General features: G+C 63.7%; 14 protein-coding genes and 1 pseudogene. 10 read left to right on the top strand and 5 right to left on the bottom strand.

Going from position 1 to position 12,526, the window contains the following annotated elements; all coding sequences use genetic code 11:
- From EOA23_RS24880 to EOA23_RS24865, 4 genes are all read left to right on the top strand, one after another.
- On the top strand, positions 1–837 hold an 837-nt coding region (locus EOA23_RS24880), incomplete at its 5' end, for a branched-chain amino acid ABC transporter permease (protein ID WP_145966476.1).
- A 29-nt stretch (positions 838–866) separates the two neighbouring features.
- Positions 867–2,261, top strand: a complete 1,395-nt coding sequence (locus EOA23_RS24875; protein ID WP_127306096.1) for a glutamine synthetase family protein — start codon at positions 867–869, stop codon at positions 2,259–2,261.
- Between the two features lie 222 nt (positions 2,262–2,483).
- Positions 2,484–3,212 (top strand): AzlC family ABC transporter permease, encoded by a 729-nt coding sequence (locus EOA23_RS24870; RefSeq protein WP_127306095.1) that lies wholly within the window; start codon positions 2,484–2,486, stop codon positions 3,210–3,212.
- Complete coding sequence (locus tag EOA23_RS24865) at positions 3,209–3,505, top strand: AzlD family protein (RefSeq protein WP_127306094.1); 297 nt, start codon at positions 3,209–3,211, stop codon at positions 3,503–3,505. Before EOA23_RS24870 ends, EOA23_RS24865 begins: the two co-directional genes overlap by 4 nt.
- A 96-nt stretch (positions 3,506–3,601) precedes the next feature.
- On the opposite strand, the gene EOA23_RS24860 is transcribed toward EOA23_RS24865, so the two are convergent.
- A complete protein-coding gene (locus EOA23_RS24860) occupies positions 3,602–5,446 on the bottom strand; it encodes an aminopeptidase P family protein (RefSeq protein WP_127306093.1) in 1,845 nt (614 codons plus the stop codon).
- A 345-nt stretch (positions 5,447–5,791) separates the two neighbouring features.
- Here EOA23_RS24860 and EOA23_RS24855 point away from each other — a divergent pair, with 345 nt between their 5' ends.
- Positions 5,792–5,977, top strand: a complete 186-nt coding sequence (locus EOA23_RS24855) for a hypothetical protein (RefSeq protein ID WP_126060111.1) — start codon at positions 5,792–5,794, stop codon at positions 5,975–5,977.
- A gap of 9 nt (positions 5,978–5,986) precedes the next feature.
- Here the strand turns inward: EOA23_RS24855 and EOA23_RS24850 are convergent, their stop codons facing one another.
- The gene (locus tag EOA23_RS24850; RefSeq protein WP_127306092.1) at positions 5,987–6,859 is read right to left on the bottom strand and encodes a 50S ribosomal protein L11 methyltransferase; all 873 of its coding nucleotides are present in this window, start codon (positions 6,857–6,859) and stop codon (positions 5,987–5,989) included.
- Positions 6,860–6,917: 58 nt separating this feature from the next.
- Positions 6,918–7,502 (bottom strand): SCO family protein, encoded by a 585-nt coding sequence (locus EOA23_RS24845; protein WP_127306091.1) that lies wholly within the window; start codon positions 7,500–7,502, stop codon positions 6,918–6,920.
- Between the two features lie 249 nt (positions 7,503–7,751).
- Between EOA23_RS24845 and EOA23_RS24840 the strand changes: the two genes are divergently transcribed.
- From EOA23_RS24840 to EOA23_RS24830, 3 genes are all read left to right on the top strand, one after another.
- Complete coding sequence (locus EOA23_RS24840) at positions 7,752–8,180, top strand: CreA family protein (protein WP_108702807.1); 429 nt, start codon at positions 7,752–7,754, stop codon at positions 8,178–8,180.
- A 70-nt stretch (positions 8,181–8,250) separates the two neighbouring features.
- Positions 8,251–8,892, top strand: coding sequence for a DapH/DapD/GlmU-related protein (locus EOA23_RS24835; protein ID WP_126060114.1), 642 nt, complete (start codon positions 8,251–8,253; stop codon positions 8,890–8,892).
- 322 nt (positions 8,893–9,214) lie between these two features.
- Positions 9,215–9,709, top strand: a complete 495-nt coding sequence (locus tag EOA23_RS24830) for a low affinity iron permease family protein (RefSeq protein WP_189341695.1) — start codon at positions 9,215–9,217, stop codon at positions 9,707–9,709.
- An 8-nt stretch (positions 9,710–9,717) separates the two neighbouring features.
- On the opposite strand, the gene EOA23_RS24825 is transcribed toward EOA23_RS24830, so the two are convergent.
- Positions 9,718–10,584, bottom strand: coding sequence for an SDR family NAD(P)-dependent oxidoreductase (locus EOA23_RS24825; RefSeq protein ID WP_127306090.1), 867 nt, complete (start codon positions 10,582–10,584; stop codon positions 9,718–9,720).
- Between the two features lie 151 nt (positions 10,585–10,735).
- Here EOA23_RS24825 and EOA23_RS24820 point away from each other — a divergent pair, with 151 nt between their 5' ends.
- A complete protein-coding gene (locus EOA23_RS24820) occupies positions 10,736–11,017 on the top strand; it encodes a hypothetical protein (protein ID WP_127306089.1) in 282 nt (93 codons plus the stop codon).
- A gap of 4 nt (positions 11,018–11,021) precedes the next feature.
- Here EOA23_RS24820 and EOA23_RS24815 read toward each other — a convergent pair whose 3' ends face one another.
- A complete protein-coding gene (locus EOA23_RS24815) occupies positions 11,022–11,597 on the bottom strand; it encodes a TMEM175 family protein (RefSeq protein ID WP_126060117.1) in 576 nt (191 codons plus the stop codon).
- An 86-nt stretch (positions 11,598–11,683) separates the two neighbouring features.
- On the opposite strand from EOA23_RS24815, the pseudogene EOA23_RS24810 reads away from it, so the two are divergent.
- Positions 11,684–12,526, top strand: a pseudogene (locus EOA23_RS24810) (MFS transporter); the annotation flags it as partial.

Here is a 12,526-nt window from a genome sequence, read left to right as displayed (position 1 = left end):
GCCTTTGTCGGGCTCGGCGCTTATGGCGTCGCCATCCTGTCGACGCCGCTTGCCATGAAGAAGCTGTCGATCCCCAACGCGCCGTTCGGTTTTGCGACGCTGGTGCTCGATCCGGTTTCGTCGGCGCTCATCGCGCTTTTGGTCGTCGGCATCGTGGCGCTGGTCAGCGGCAAGGTGATCAGCCGGCTGTCGGGTGTCGCCGCGACCATTGTCAGCCTGGCGCTGCTGATCATCGTCCATTCGGTGTTCCTCAACTGGACGGACCTGTTCAAGGGCAACCAGGCTTTCTTCGGCATTCCGAAAGTGGTCGGCCTGCCGTGGATGATGGTCTTCGCGGTGCTGGCGATCGTGGCGGCGCGGCTGTTCAAGGACAGCCCCTGGGGCCTGCAGCTGCGCGCCAGCGCCCAGAGCCCGCAGGCTGCGGCGGCACTCGGGATTGACGCCAAGAAGCTGCGGCTGATGTCGTGGGTGCTGTCGGCGCTGATCTGCGGGCTCGCCGGCGTGCTCTACGCCTATTTCGCCGGCACGATCAGCCCGAAGCTTTTCTATTTCCAGATGATCTTCAACACGCTGGCGATGCTGATCCTTGGCGGCATGGCGACGGTGACCGGGGCGGTGACCGGCGTCATCGTGCTTTCGATCGGGCTGGAATTCATCCGCAGCATCGAGTCCGGCGTGACCGTCGCGGGTATCCAAATGCCGCAGCTGCTTGGACTGTCGGGCGTGGCGCTCGGCGTGGTCATCGTGCTTTGCATGGCGTTCCGGCCAAGCGGCATCAGCGGCCGGCATGAGCTCGACGAGCTTGTATCGCTTCTTTTCCGGCGCAACGCCAGATAGCGTCGTCATTTTCTGGTGGAGGGTTGAACGTGGATTTTGAGGACAGGGTGGCGGTGTATGCGCCGAAGCTCGAGGCGCTGCAGGCCGAGCTTGCGTCGCGCGGCGTCGAGTTCGTCGAGGTGCATACGGTCGATACGTCGGGCGTCGTGCGCTCCAAGATCGCGCCGCTGAAGCTTTCCACATCCGGCGAGTCGATCAACGCCATCCTCTATTGCGTCACCCATGGCGACGGCCAGCCGATGGGCGATGTCGCCTTCGCCTCGCCGAGCGCCAATGAGGAGAACGGCTTTCCAAACATCAAGGGCATCATCGACCCGGATACGGTGGTTCAGCATGGCTGGAAGCCGAAATTCGCCTCGGCCATCACGCGCTCCTACATGCTCGACGGCGCGCCTTGCGCCTACGATCCACGCAACGTCCTTGCCCGTGTCGAGGAGCGCGCCAGGGCGCTTGGCTACGAGCCGAAATTCGCCCTCGAATACGAGTTCGGCATTTTCCACGCCGACCACGATCTGATGCGCGCCGGCCGCTATCGCGAGCTGAAGCCGTGGGGCCATTCGCTGATCAACTACGACCTGGTGCGCAGCGGCGAGTACCAGGATTTCGCCGCCGAGTTCATCACGCGCATGAAGAGCATCGACATCGGCGTCGCATCGCTGGTCACCGAATATGGCTACGGCATGTATGAATATGCGCTGACGCCGAAGAGCGCCCTGGCGGCGGCGGATGCCGCGATGCGCGCCAAGCTGCATCTGCGCGAGCTGTGCGCCGAGCGTGGGCTGGTCGCCACCTTCATGACGCGCTTCCAGCCGCCGGGCAAGGAAAGCGCCTGCGGCGCGCACCACCATGTCAGCCTGTGGCAGGACGGCAAGCCTGCCTTCGCGGCCGGCCCAAACCGGTTGACGCCGGTCGCCGAAACATTCCTCGCCGGCGTGCTCAACCGCATGCAGGAGACGCATATTTTCTTCCGGCCGACGGTCAATTCCTACCGCCGCTTCGATCGCGGCGCGTGGTCGCCGGAAGACGTCGCCTGGGGGTTCGAGAACCGCACCGCGCCGATCCGCGCCATCACCACGCCGAACGATGCCGCGTGCCGGTTCGAGCACCGAGCGCCCGGCGCCGACGTCAATCCCTACCTGTCGATCGCCGCCATCCTGGCGGCCGGCTGCGAAGGCATCGAGAAGAACCTGGCGCTCGAGCCGCCGGTGACGAGCAACCTTGCCAATCTCGACAAGCCGAAGCTGCCCCGCACGCTGAAGGCGTCCATTGAGGCCTTCGCCGGATCCGATTTCTGCGCCGAGGCTTTCGGCGAGGCGTTCCGCGACAATTATGCCGAGAGCCGCCGCGCCGAGCAGGCGGCCTTCGATGCCTGGCAGGCGTCGCACATCACCGACTTCGAATGGCAGCGCTATTTCGTCAGCTGAGCCAATAAACCATCGGCGCGTTAGAACCCGGCGATCAGTTCCGCTGATCGCTGGGTCAAGCGAATTGGTGTGACATTGAGGACGACGCTCCCTACATGAGGCCGCCTAAAGCGCGTCGCGCTGAACGAATCCAGGCGACGCGCTTTAGGTCCTTTTGTTGATGCATGTCGTTGTGCCAGAACCGCTGCGCACTTCTGGGCGACATGCATTAGGAGCGGCTTGATGACGGCGGAAGCAATTTCTGAGAGCAGGGTCGGCGGCGATTTCTGGGACGGCGTGCGATTGTCGATGCCGGTCGTCGTCGCCTCTGCGCCATTCGCCATCCTGTTCGGCGCGATCGCCGTCGACAATGGTTTCTCGGTGATCGAGGCGTTGCTTATGAGCGCCATGATCTATGGCGGCGCCAGCCAGATGGTCGGCATCGAATTGTTCGGCCAGCATGTCGTGCCATGGCTGATCGTGCTGTCGATCTTCGCGGTGAATTTCCGCCATGTGCTCTATTCGGCCGGCATCGGCCGGCGCATCGCGCATTGGCCATTGCTGCAGCAGGCGCTGGGCTACTTCATCCTCACCGACCCGCAATTTGCCGTGGCGGAGGCGAGGGCCGTGTCAGGCAAGCCGGTCGGGTTCGTCTGGTATCTTGGACTTGGGCTGCCGGTCTATTTGTTCTGGGTGATCGAAAGCGGGTTGGGCGCGGTGTTCGGCAAGCTCATTCCGGACACCCATGCGCTGGGCATCGATTTCCTGCTGCCGATCTACTTTCTCGGCCTGGTCCTCGGTTTCCGCAAGCGGCCGCTCTGGCTGCCCGTCGTCGCCGCAAGCGCGGCCGCATCGATCATCGCCTACAAAACGGTCGGCTCTCCCTGGCATGTCTCGATCGGCGCAGTCGCCGGCGTGCTGCTGGCGATGGTCCTGCCGCCGCATCACAGCGGAATAGGGGAGCGGCCGTGAGCACGACCTTCTGGATCATCCTTGCCGGAGCGATCGCGACCTATCTGACTCGTGTCGGCGGCCACCTCGTCATCTCGCGCTTCGAGAATATCCATCCGCGCGTCGAGGCGGGGCTGAACGCCGTGCCGGCCGCGGTGCTGACGACGCTGGTCGCGCCGGCAGTGCTTGGCGCCGGGCCCGCCGAATGGGCGGCGCTGGTGGTCACCGCTTTGGTCTCGCTGCGCGGCGGGTTGATGCCGATGTTCCTGGCCGGTGCTGTGGTGTTGATCGTCGCGCGGCAGTTTGTGGGGTAGCAATTTTGCCGGCGCGATCGTTTCGGACCGCCGGCGCTGCCCCTCATTGCCCTGCCGGGCATCTCTCCCCGTAAAACGGGGAGAAAGAAGCTAATCTCAAATCTTCGCGTCGTGCGGCAGCGGCGCCGTCGCCTTCTCCAGCCAGGCCAGCGTCTCGCCGTCGACCATCGGGCCAATCTCGGCCAGCACCCAGGCGTGATACTGGTCGAGCCAGTGCAACTCATCGCGCGTCAGGAGCTCGGTGCGGATCAGCCGCTTGTCGATCGGCGCCAGCGTCAGCGTCTCGAAGCCGTGCATGGCGATGTCGCCGCCTTCGATCTGCTCCGCCGGCGTCACCAGGATCAGGTTCTCGATGCGGATGCCGTAGGCGCCTTCCTTGTAATAGCCTGGCTCGTTGGACAGCATCATGCCGGCAAGCAGCTTTTCGGTGCCGGTCCGGGCGATGCGCTGCGGACCTTCATGCACGGCAAGGTAGGAGCCGACGCCATGGCCGGTGCCATGGGCGAAGTCGCAGCCATGCTTCCACAGCGCCACGCGCGCGACGGCGTCGATTTCCGAGCCGCGCGTGCCGGCGGGGAAACGCAGCATCGAGATGCCGATCATGCCCTTCAGCACGAGCGTGAAGCGCTCCCGCATCTCCTGCGTCGGCTCACCGATCGGAACCGTGCGGGTGATGTCGGTGGTGCCGTCCTGATACTGACCGCCGGAATCGAGCAGGAACAGTTCTCCGCTTTCCAGTTTGCGGCTGGTGGCGCGCGAGACGCGGTAATGCATGATCGCGCCGTTCGGGCCGGCGCCGGAAATCGTGTCGAAGGAGATGTCGCGCAGCGGCATCTGGGTTTCCTCGCCGGTCTGGCGGCGCACTTCCTCCAGCTTGGTGACGACGGCGATTTCGTCGAGCGTGCCGGGCTTCTGGCGATCCAGCCAGCACAGCAGCTTGGCGATTGCCGCGCCATCACGGCGATGCGCGGCGCGGCTGCCGGCGATCTCGGCCTGGTTCTTGGTCGCGCGGGGAATACGCGCCGGGTCAGCCGCCAAGACGACCGTGCCGCCACTGTCCTCGGTCAGCATCCGCAGCTTGTCCGTCGCCAGCACCGGGTCCAGCGCGATCCTGGCGCCGTTTTTGGCCAGCTCGACGATTGCCGCTTCGAACTCACCCGGATCATGCAGATCGGCAAGCTGGGTGAGATAGGCCGCGACCTGGCGCGGGAATTTGCGCTGGTCCATGAACAGCTGATGCTTGCCGTCGGCGGCGAGGATGGCAAAGCCGAGCGCAAGGGGAGTGTGCGGCACGTCGCCGCCACGGATGTTGAAGCTCCAGGCGATGGAAGAGGGGTCGGTCAGCACCGCATGGGTGGCGCCGTCCTTCTGGATGGCGCTTGCCAACCGCACAAGCTTGTCCTTGGCGAGCTCACCGGAAAAATTGAGCTCTTGCAACTCCACCGGCGCGCGCGGCGGCTCGGGCTGGTCTTTCCAGATGAGGTCGATCGGGTTCCTGTCGAGCGGCACCAAGGTCGCGCCGGATTGCTCGGCCGACACCTTCAGCGCCCTGACCTCGCCGATCGTATGCAGCCAGGGGTCGAAGCCAAGCCTTGCGCCCTTGCCGAGATTGTCCTTGATCCAGCTGGCCGGCGGATTGTCGATGAGGCTTTCGACGGTGAAGATACCGAGATCAACTTCGTTGCGGACCTGCAACGTGTAGCGGCCGTCGACGAAGATGAAGGCGCGGTCGCGCAGGATGATGGCGACGCCGGCCGAACCGGAGAAGCCGGTCAGCCATTTCAGCCGCGCCGAGCGGTCGGCGACATACTCACCCTGGTGCTCGTCCGCGCGGGGAACGATGAAGCCATCCAAGCCATTGTCGGCCAGCCATTGCCGCAGCAACGCCACGCGCGGCTTGCCGACGGCCGGATCGCCAGCGGAATCAAAGGTCTGGAACATGGTGGCCTCTCCTCGGATGCTTGTCAAAAACCTAAAGCGCGTCGCGATCTTTCAGATTCGCTCCATGCGCTTTAGGTTTTTGATCTTACGCATGTCTTTATCCCGAAACGGTTCCCACTTTCGGGAGACATGCTTTAGAGCATTTCGTGTGCCAATTGAAACGGATCTGTCACCAGACGCCATATGATCCAGATATGCTGAAGCGACGACGTGCAAGCCAGGCGGGCGCGCTCGCGTCTTTGCGCATGGTCGCTATGCAGAATCGTTGATTTCCAGACAGGTCGGCAGAGCTTAGTTTCCCGGATGTGGAGGAATGAATCCTGTTGTCCTGCAAAGGAGACTGTCATGTCCACGCTTCCAGCCAGACGCGGATTTTTCAGAAACGCCATGAGCGCGCTGATCGAAGCTCGCCGGCGCGAGGCGACCCGCTACGTCAACGGGGCGCTGCTTTGTCTCGACGATGAAACGCTGAACGCCAATGGCTACGATCGCGAAGAGCTGAAGAAGGCGGCAAACTCGCTTTATGTGTGAGTAACCGCCTCAGCGCTTGAGGTGGATGGTCACCCAGCCCTCGCGATGCAAGGTACGCACATGGCGGAAGGCTTGGCCGACATAGGCTGAGATCACCGCGTCGCGCTGCCGGTCCAGGATGCCGGAAAGCACCAGCGAGCCGCCGAGCCTGATATGCCGGGCCATCTGAGGCGCGAGCCGCATCAGCGGCCGGGCCAGGATGTTGGCGACGATGAGGTCGAAGGGCGCGCGCCTGGCGAAGATCGGGTTGTGGAAGCCCGGCGCCGTCACCGTTTCGACCAGCGCCTTGACCTGGTTGAGGCGGGCGTTGGCGGCGGCGACGCGAATGGCGACCGGGTCGATGTCGGTCGCCAGCACAGGAATATGCGCGAGCTTGGCGAGCGCGATGGCAAGCACCGCGCTTCCCGTTCCGAGGTCGAGGGCGTTGCGCGGCCGTTCGCGCAGCACGACCTGCTCCAGCATTTCGAGGCAGCCGGCGGTGGTGCCGTGATGGCCTGTGCCGAAGGCAAGGCCTGCCTCGATCTCGATGGCGAGATCGCCGGCGTGGCGCTTGGCGCGGTCGTGCGAGCCATGGACGAAAAAGCGGCCGGCGCGGACCGGCTTCAGGCCTTCCAGGGAGCGCGACACCCAGTCGATATCGGGGAGGGTCTCGCATTCGACGGGCTTCGGCAGGCCGAGACCGGCCAGGATATCCCTGACCCGCGCCTCGACGGGATCGATATCGCCGTCGGCATAGAGCGACACTTCGTGGATGTCTTTTTCCTCGTCGAGCTCCAGCACGGCGATCGGCAGCCCGTCATCCTCGAAGGCGGCGTCCAGCGCCGCGAAGATGCGGTCGGCCTCAATCTTGCTGGCGGTGAGGTGCAGCCTGGTCTGGCCCATCAGAAAGACTCTTGCTTGAACATGATCTTTTCCGAAAACCGGTTCCCACTTTTCGGGATCATGTTTGCCCACCAGCCGCCAGCCGCTTCAGCTTGGCGACGGCGGTGTCGGCGCTCTCGCCATAGGCGATGGTGCCGGCGAAATCGCCCTTGGCGTTGAGCAGCAGCACCGAGGCCGTATGGTCCATCGTGTAGTCGCCGTCGCCGGTGTCGACCTTCTTCCAATAGATGCCGAAGGCCTTGGCCATGGCATGCACCTTGTCCGGATCGCCGGTGATGCCGGTGATGCGATCAGAGAAGTTGCTGACATAGGTGTTCATCGTCTCCGGCGTGTCGCGCTCCGGATCGACGGTGACGAAATAGGCGTTGAGGTTCTTGCCGCTGTCGCCCATCGTCTTCAGCCAGCCGGCCAGCTCGAACAGGGTTGTCGGGCAGACTTCCGGGCAATGGGTGAAGCCGAAGAACACGACGTTCGGATGGCCCCTGAAGGCGGCTTCGGTGATCGGCGCGCCTTTCTGGTCGACCAGCGTGAAGGGCGCGCCGAAGGGCTCGCCGCCATAATGGCCGCGGTACCAGTCGAACGTCAGCCAGCCGATGCCCGCCGCCATCAGGACGAGAATGCCGACCAGGATTGAACGCATCATCAGTGAATGTCCGTCGTGATTGCCTTGGGGCAAGTTTGGCGACACTCTTAGCGGGTCTGCGCCGGGCACGCAAAGATGCCGCGTTGCCGCAAGCAGAGATCCAGGTGGAGCACAAACCCCGTGTCGGGCGGCTTGCTAACGCCACGATCTTGTCCCACCTGACATCGGCAAACGCCAACCCAGGAGGCACTTTTGCGAAAACTGATCGGCTTGTTCGCCGCATGTCTTGCTCTCAGCGCCGGCGCGGCCATGGCCGACGAGGTGGGCAAAGTGGGTGTCGACTGGGTCGGCAACGACATCATGATCGACGCCATCAAGGACCCGAAGGTCGACGGCGTCACCTGCCACGTCGCCTATTTCGACCGCAGCATCATCGACCGGCTGCATAAGGGCAACTGGTTCGAGGATCCTTCCGATTCCTCGATCTCCTGCCGCCAGACCGGGCCGATCACCATCGGCGACATCGATATGGGCGAGGGCGGCGAGGAAGTGTTCAAGCAGGGCCTCAGCCTGATCTGGAAGAAGCAGGTGGTGAACCGCATCTACGACAGGAAGAACGAGACGCTGATCTATCTGTCGCATTCGCGCCAGGTGCAGAACGGCTCGGCGAAGATGTCGGTCACCACCGTGCCGCTCTACGGCCAGAACGTGGTGTGGACCAAGGGCAAGCCGCAATAGTCTCCCGAGACAGGCTTGGCGGGGGCAGGTCGCGCTTGCGAGGCGGTCCCCGCCGGCGTAAAGCCGCTTCATGGACCGTCCTGAAAACCTTGTCCTGAAAGATCCCGAGCCGCGCATCCATCCGACCGCGGAGCTCAAAGGCTGCAAGCTCGGCCGCTATGCCTCGATCGGCGAGCGGGTGATCCTGCGCGAGGTGAGCGTCGGCGACTTTTCCTATTTCGAGCGCCATTCGGAAGCGATCTACACGACGATCGGCAAGTTCTGCTCGATCGCCGCCAACAGCCGCATCAACGCGCTCGAGCACCCGATCGAGCGGCTGACGCAGCATAAGGTCAGCTACCGGCCGAACGAGTATTTCCGCTGGCTGGGCGTCGACACTGAATTTCGCGCGCGCCGGCAAGCCAAACCGGTCAGTGTCGGCCACGATGTCTGGATCGGCCATGGCGCGGTTGTCATGCCGGGCGTTGCGATTGGCAACGGCGCCGTCATCGGCGCCAATGCCGTGGTGACGCATGACGTCGCGCCCTACACGATCGTCGCCGGCGTTCCGGCGAAGCCCTTGCGCGAACGCTTCTCAGCGGCAGTCGCGGCGCGTATCGAGGCCTTGGCCTGGTGGGATTGGGCGCCGGAGAAACTGGCGAGCGCAATCCCCGACATGCAAGCCATGCAGATCGAGGCCTTCCTCCATCGCTGGGAAGGCGATACTTGCTGACACACAGAATGCCGTTGAAAGCACAACGGCGCTGTCTGGATGTTAAGCTTCTGTCGGGAGTGGCGCCCCTTCCGCCATGCGGGGGTGGCGCGGCGGAAGGGGCTGGAGGCAAACCGCGTGAAGCGGAAGGAACAGGCTTTCTGGCCTGCACCGGCATTATGGCAAGCAAACCGATAAGGTGTTTCTTCGCGCGCCTGCGCTTCTGGCGTGTGGCTGATTGCAGCCCCGTCCCGTGACGAAAATTCGACCCTTTGGAACCCGATGCGGTGGCTGCTTGTTTCTTCGCAAATGCCCGCGCGTCCACGGTTTTTGAGGAATTTGCATGATCGAGAAGGCTTTTACCTGGATGGCCAATCGGGTGGCGCATCTGGCCGGCCTGCCGCCGACCTTCGCCATCTGCGTGCTGATCGTGGTTGTCTGGGCGGCAAGTGGCCCGATCTTCGGGTTTTCAGACACTTGGCAACTCGTCATCAACACCGGCACCACCATCGTCACCTTCCTGATGGTGTTCCTGATCCAGAACACCCAGAACCGCGACGGCGCGGCGATCCAGGCCAAGCTCGACGAGCTGATCAGGGTCAGCCGCGCCCACAATCATTTCATCGGCATCGAGCACCTGACGGAATCCGAGGTCGAGGAGATCCGCGCCAAATGCGAGGCGGCGGCGAAGCGGCACGACCGCAAGATCGCCGAAACGGCCGCCAACAAGGCCACGGCCGGAAAGAACGGTACGAGGCATGCGGCCAAGACCACCGGCGCGGCCGCAAAGAAGCCTGCGGCCGGGAAGAACGCCTCCAAGAAGAAAGCCGCTGCTTGAAAGGGCCGTCAGCGGTCCATGAAGGCCGCGAAGGCGTCCTTGTGATCGGGATGCCAACGCGACAGGGCCGGACGGTTCTCGATGATGTCGCCGATCGCCCAGGCCATGCGCTTTTCATCCGTCGGCCGCGCCACCTCGTTGTCGGGGCACAGGATGTAGAAATCGCCGTCGCTGAGCGATGTCAGCATGAAGTCTATCACCTGCTCGCCGGTCCAGGCGCCGGCGGGCTTTTCCCTCGCGCCTTCGGTCAGGCCGGTGTAGGTGAAGCCGGGGATCAGCAGATGCGCCGACACTTTCGCCCCAGGCTCGTTGCGCAGCGCGTGCGCCAGCCCTTCGGTAAACGTCTTCACGCCGGCCTTGGAGACGTTGTAGGCGAGGTTGCCGGGCGGCGTGGTGATGCCCTGCTTGGAGCCGGTGTTGATGATGAGCCCCGGTTTTCCAGCTGCGAGCATGCGTGGCGCGAATGCCTCGGTGCCGTGCACGACGCCCCAGAAGTTGATGTCCAGAAGCCGCTTCCAGGCGTCGCGGTTCTCCCAGGGCTTGCCTGGATTGTTGCCGACGCCGGCATTGTTCATCAGCACCGACACCGCACCGAAGGCGCCGTAAGCGAGGTCCGCCAGCCGGTCGACTTCTTCGGCCTTGGAGACGTCGGTGGGGATTGGCAGCACGGCATCGTCGCCGGCGATCGCCGCGACTGCTTGCCTGGCCTGGTCGAGGCGCACGCCGCCTATGTCGGCGAGCACCGTCTTCATGCCCATCGCCGCGAACCGTTTCGCGGCGGCGAGGCCGATGCCGCTGGCGCCGCCGGTGATGACGGCGACGTTGCCCGAGGCGAAAGCCGGCAGGGCGGTCTGGATTTCGGCGTCGCTGGTCATGGTTTCCATCCTTGTTCGGGTCGCGCCGAACTTAACGCTCGCCGCCGCCGAGGCAAGGCTGGTTCGTCCCGATGGGCGACCGTGACAGTCGCAACGGGTTGACCATCGCTGTGCCTGCCGCGCATGCTGTCCTGAAAAAGGAGCTCGGTATTTGACCGACTGGATCGGAATCCTCAAAGAGCAGACCGCCAATGGCGACGAGATGGGCCGCGAGGTGCCGAAGATGCTCGCCAATCCCGATATCAGCGAGACGCAGGTGAAAACACTGTTCGCGGCGCTGGAGAAGCAGGCGGATTTCGCCGAGAAGCTGCGGCTTGCGCTGGAGAAGTTCGGCCATGACTTCCCGATCATCGAGGCGGCCGAGCGGCTGGAGGAGCGCTATGCCGACCTTGCGACTTCTGTCGCCGAGAAGCTGAAGGCGATGCGAAAATAGCTTCCTATTTTTCGATCAGCCTCTCGAAGCGCTTGTCGGGCGCAAACCAGATCGCCGCAACAAGCACGTAGATCGCCACGCTGATCCATTGGTTGAGAAAGCTGAGCAGGACGGCGGCGATGTAGAGCGCCAGTGAAATCTTGCCTTTCTCGTCGTGCCCCACGGCCCTGGCGAAGGTCGTCTCGGCGCCGTGCAGATGGCGCAGCTTGATGACCAGGATGTTGTAGGCAACGGCGCAAAGCGCCAGGTCGAAGCCATAGACGGCGACCGGCACCGGGGCGAAGTGGTTCTCCCCCATGAACGCGGTGGTCACCGGCATCAGCGACAGCCAGAACAGCAGGTTCATGTTGGCCCACAGCACGCGCCCGTCGACGCGTTGCACGGTGTGGAACATGTTGTGCAGGTTGTTCCAGTAGATGCCGACATTGATGAAGGAGAGCACATAGCAGAAGAAGACCGGCCACAGCGGCAAGAGGGCGGAAAAATCCTCGCCATGCGGCACCTTCAGTTCCAGCACCATGATCGTGATGATGATGGCGACGACGCCATCGGTGAATGCCTCGACCCGTCCCTTGCCCATGATTCTTCCCTCGCTTTGCGTCGACGTTAAGGGAGGATGCCGCGGCTGACCATCCGGCCTGAACTGTCAGGAGGACATTCGCAGGGTGGAACAGCGCCATTATATGGGCGTTGGGCTTACAACCCTCGGAGATCGCCATGACCAGCTACGCTCAAACCATGACGCGTGACCATGAGCTTGGCGGGAGGGCCGCGAAGGCCGCCGTCGCCGCCATGATCGCCGCGCTTTTTGCCGGCAGCACCGCGCTGACTCCGCTCTACATCATCTACAAGCAGGCCTTCGGCTTCTCGCAGGTCACGCTGACGCTGGTTTACGCCGTCTACGTTGTCGGCAATCTGGGGGCGCTGCTGTTTTTCGGCCGGGTGTCGGACGTGATCGGCCGCCGTCCCGCCGCGCTCGCCGCGATGGGGGTTGCCGTGGTCAGCGCGCTATTTTTCCTCTTTGCCGAAAACCTCGCCTGGCTCGACATCGCCCGCATTCTGAGCGGGCTCGGCATCGGAGTCGGCGCGGGTGCGGGCACCGCCTGGCTGGCCGAGCTGATCGAAGGCAAGGACAAGTCGCGCGCCGCTATCATCACCACCAGCACCAACTTCATCGGTCTCGGCGTCGGCGCGCTCATGGCGGGGCTGCTCGCCCAATATGCGCCCTGGCCGCTCAGGCTGACATTTGCCGTCTATCTCGTCCTGCTTGCGTTGGTGACCGTGCTGATCTGGCGCACGCGGGAAACGGTTACCAGTCCGGGGCGGATCTCGGACGTCTCGCTACGGCCTCGGCTTTCGGTGCCCGACAATATCCGCGCGCAATTCGTGGCGCCGGCGGTGACCGGCCAGCGTCACCAGGGACGCGGCCTGATCCTTCGCCAGCGTGAACAGAATGAGGAACACCAGCGTGTTCTTCAGGAAATTGTCGTTGAAGGCCGAGAGGAATTG

Origin of the sequence: Mesorhizobium sp. M2A.F.Ca.ET.042.01.1.1 (genome assembly GCF_003997405.1) — a bacterium.
In the GTDB taxonomy this organism is placed as follows: domain Bacteria; phylum Pseudomonadota; class Alphaproteobacteria; order Rhizobiales; family Rhizobiaceae; genus Mesorhizobium.
This window is presented reverse-complemented; position numbering and strand designations above follow the sequence as displayed.

What these genes read in the sequence shown, in the direction of transcription:
- EOA23_RS24835 (WP_126060114.1), top strand. Translation starts at nt 8,251, where the DNA reads ATGGACCGTCCTGAAAACCTTGTCCTGAAAGATCCCGAGCCGCGCATC.
- EOA23_RS24860 (WP_127306093.1), bottom strand. Translation starts at nt 5,446, where the DNA reads ATGTTCCAGACCTTTGATTCCGCTGGCGATCCGGCCGTCGGCAAGCCG.
- EOA23_RS24845 (WP_127306091.1), bottom strand. Translation starts at nt 7,502, where the DNA reads ATGATGCGTTCAATCCTGGTCGGCATTCTCGTCCTGATGGCGGCGGGC.
- EOA23_RS24815 (WP_126060117.1), bottom strand. Translation starts at nt 11,597, where the DNA reads ATGGGCAAGGGACGGGTCGAGGCATTCACCGATGGCGTCGTCGCCATC.
- EOA23_RS24825 (WP_127306090.1), bottom strand. Translation starts at nt 10,584, where the DNA reads ATGACCAGCGACGCCGAAATCCAGACCGCCCTGCCGGCTTTCGCCTCG.
- EOA23_RS24870 (WP_127306095.1), top strand. Translation starts at nt 2,484, where the DNA reads ATGACGGCGGAAGCAATTTCTGAGAGCAGGGTCGGCGGCGATTTCTGG.
- EOA23_RS24850 (WP_127306092.1), bottom strand. Translation starts at nt 6,859, where the DNA reads ATGGGCCAGACCAGGCTGCACCTCACCGCCAGCAAGATTGAGGCCGAC.
- EOA23_RS24830 (WP_189341695.1), top strand. Translation starts at nt 9,215, where the DNA reads ATGATCGAGAAGGCTTTTACCTGGATGGCCAATCGGGTGGCGCATCTG.
- EOA23_RS24840 (WP_108702807.1), top strand. Translation starts at nt 7,752, where the DNA reads ATGGCCGACGAGGTGGGCAAAGTGGGTGTCGACTGGGTCGGCAACGAC.
- EOA23_RS24855 (WP_126060111.1), top strand. Translation starts at nt 5,792, where the DNA reads ATGTCCACGCTTCCAGCCAGACGCGGATTTTTCAGAAACGCCATGAGC.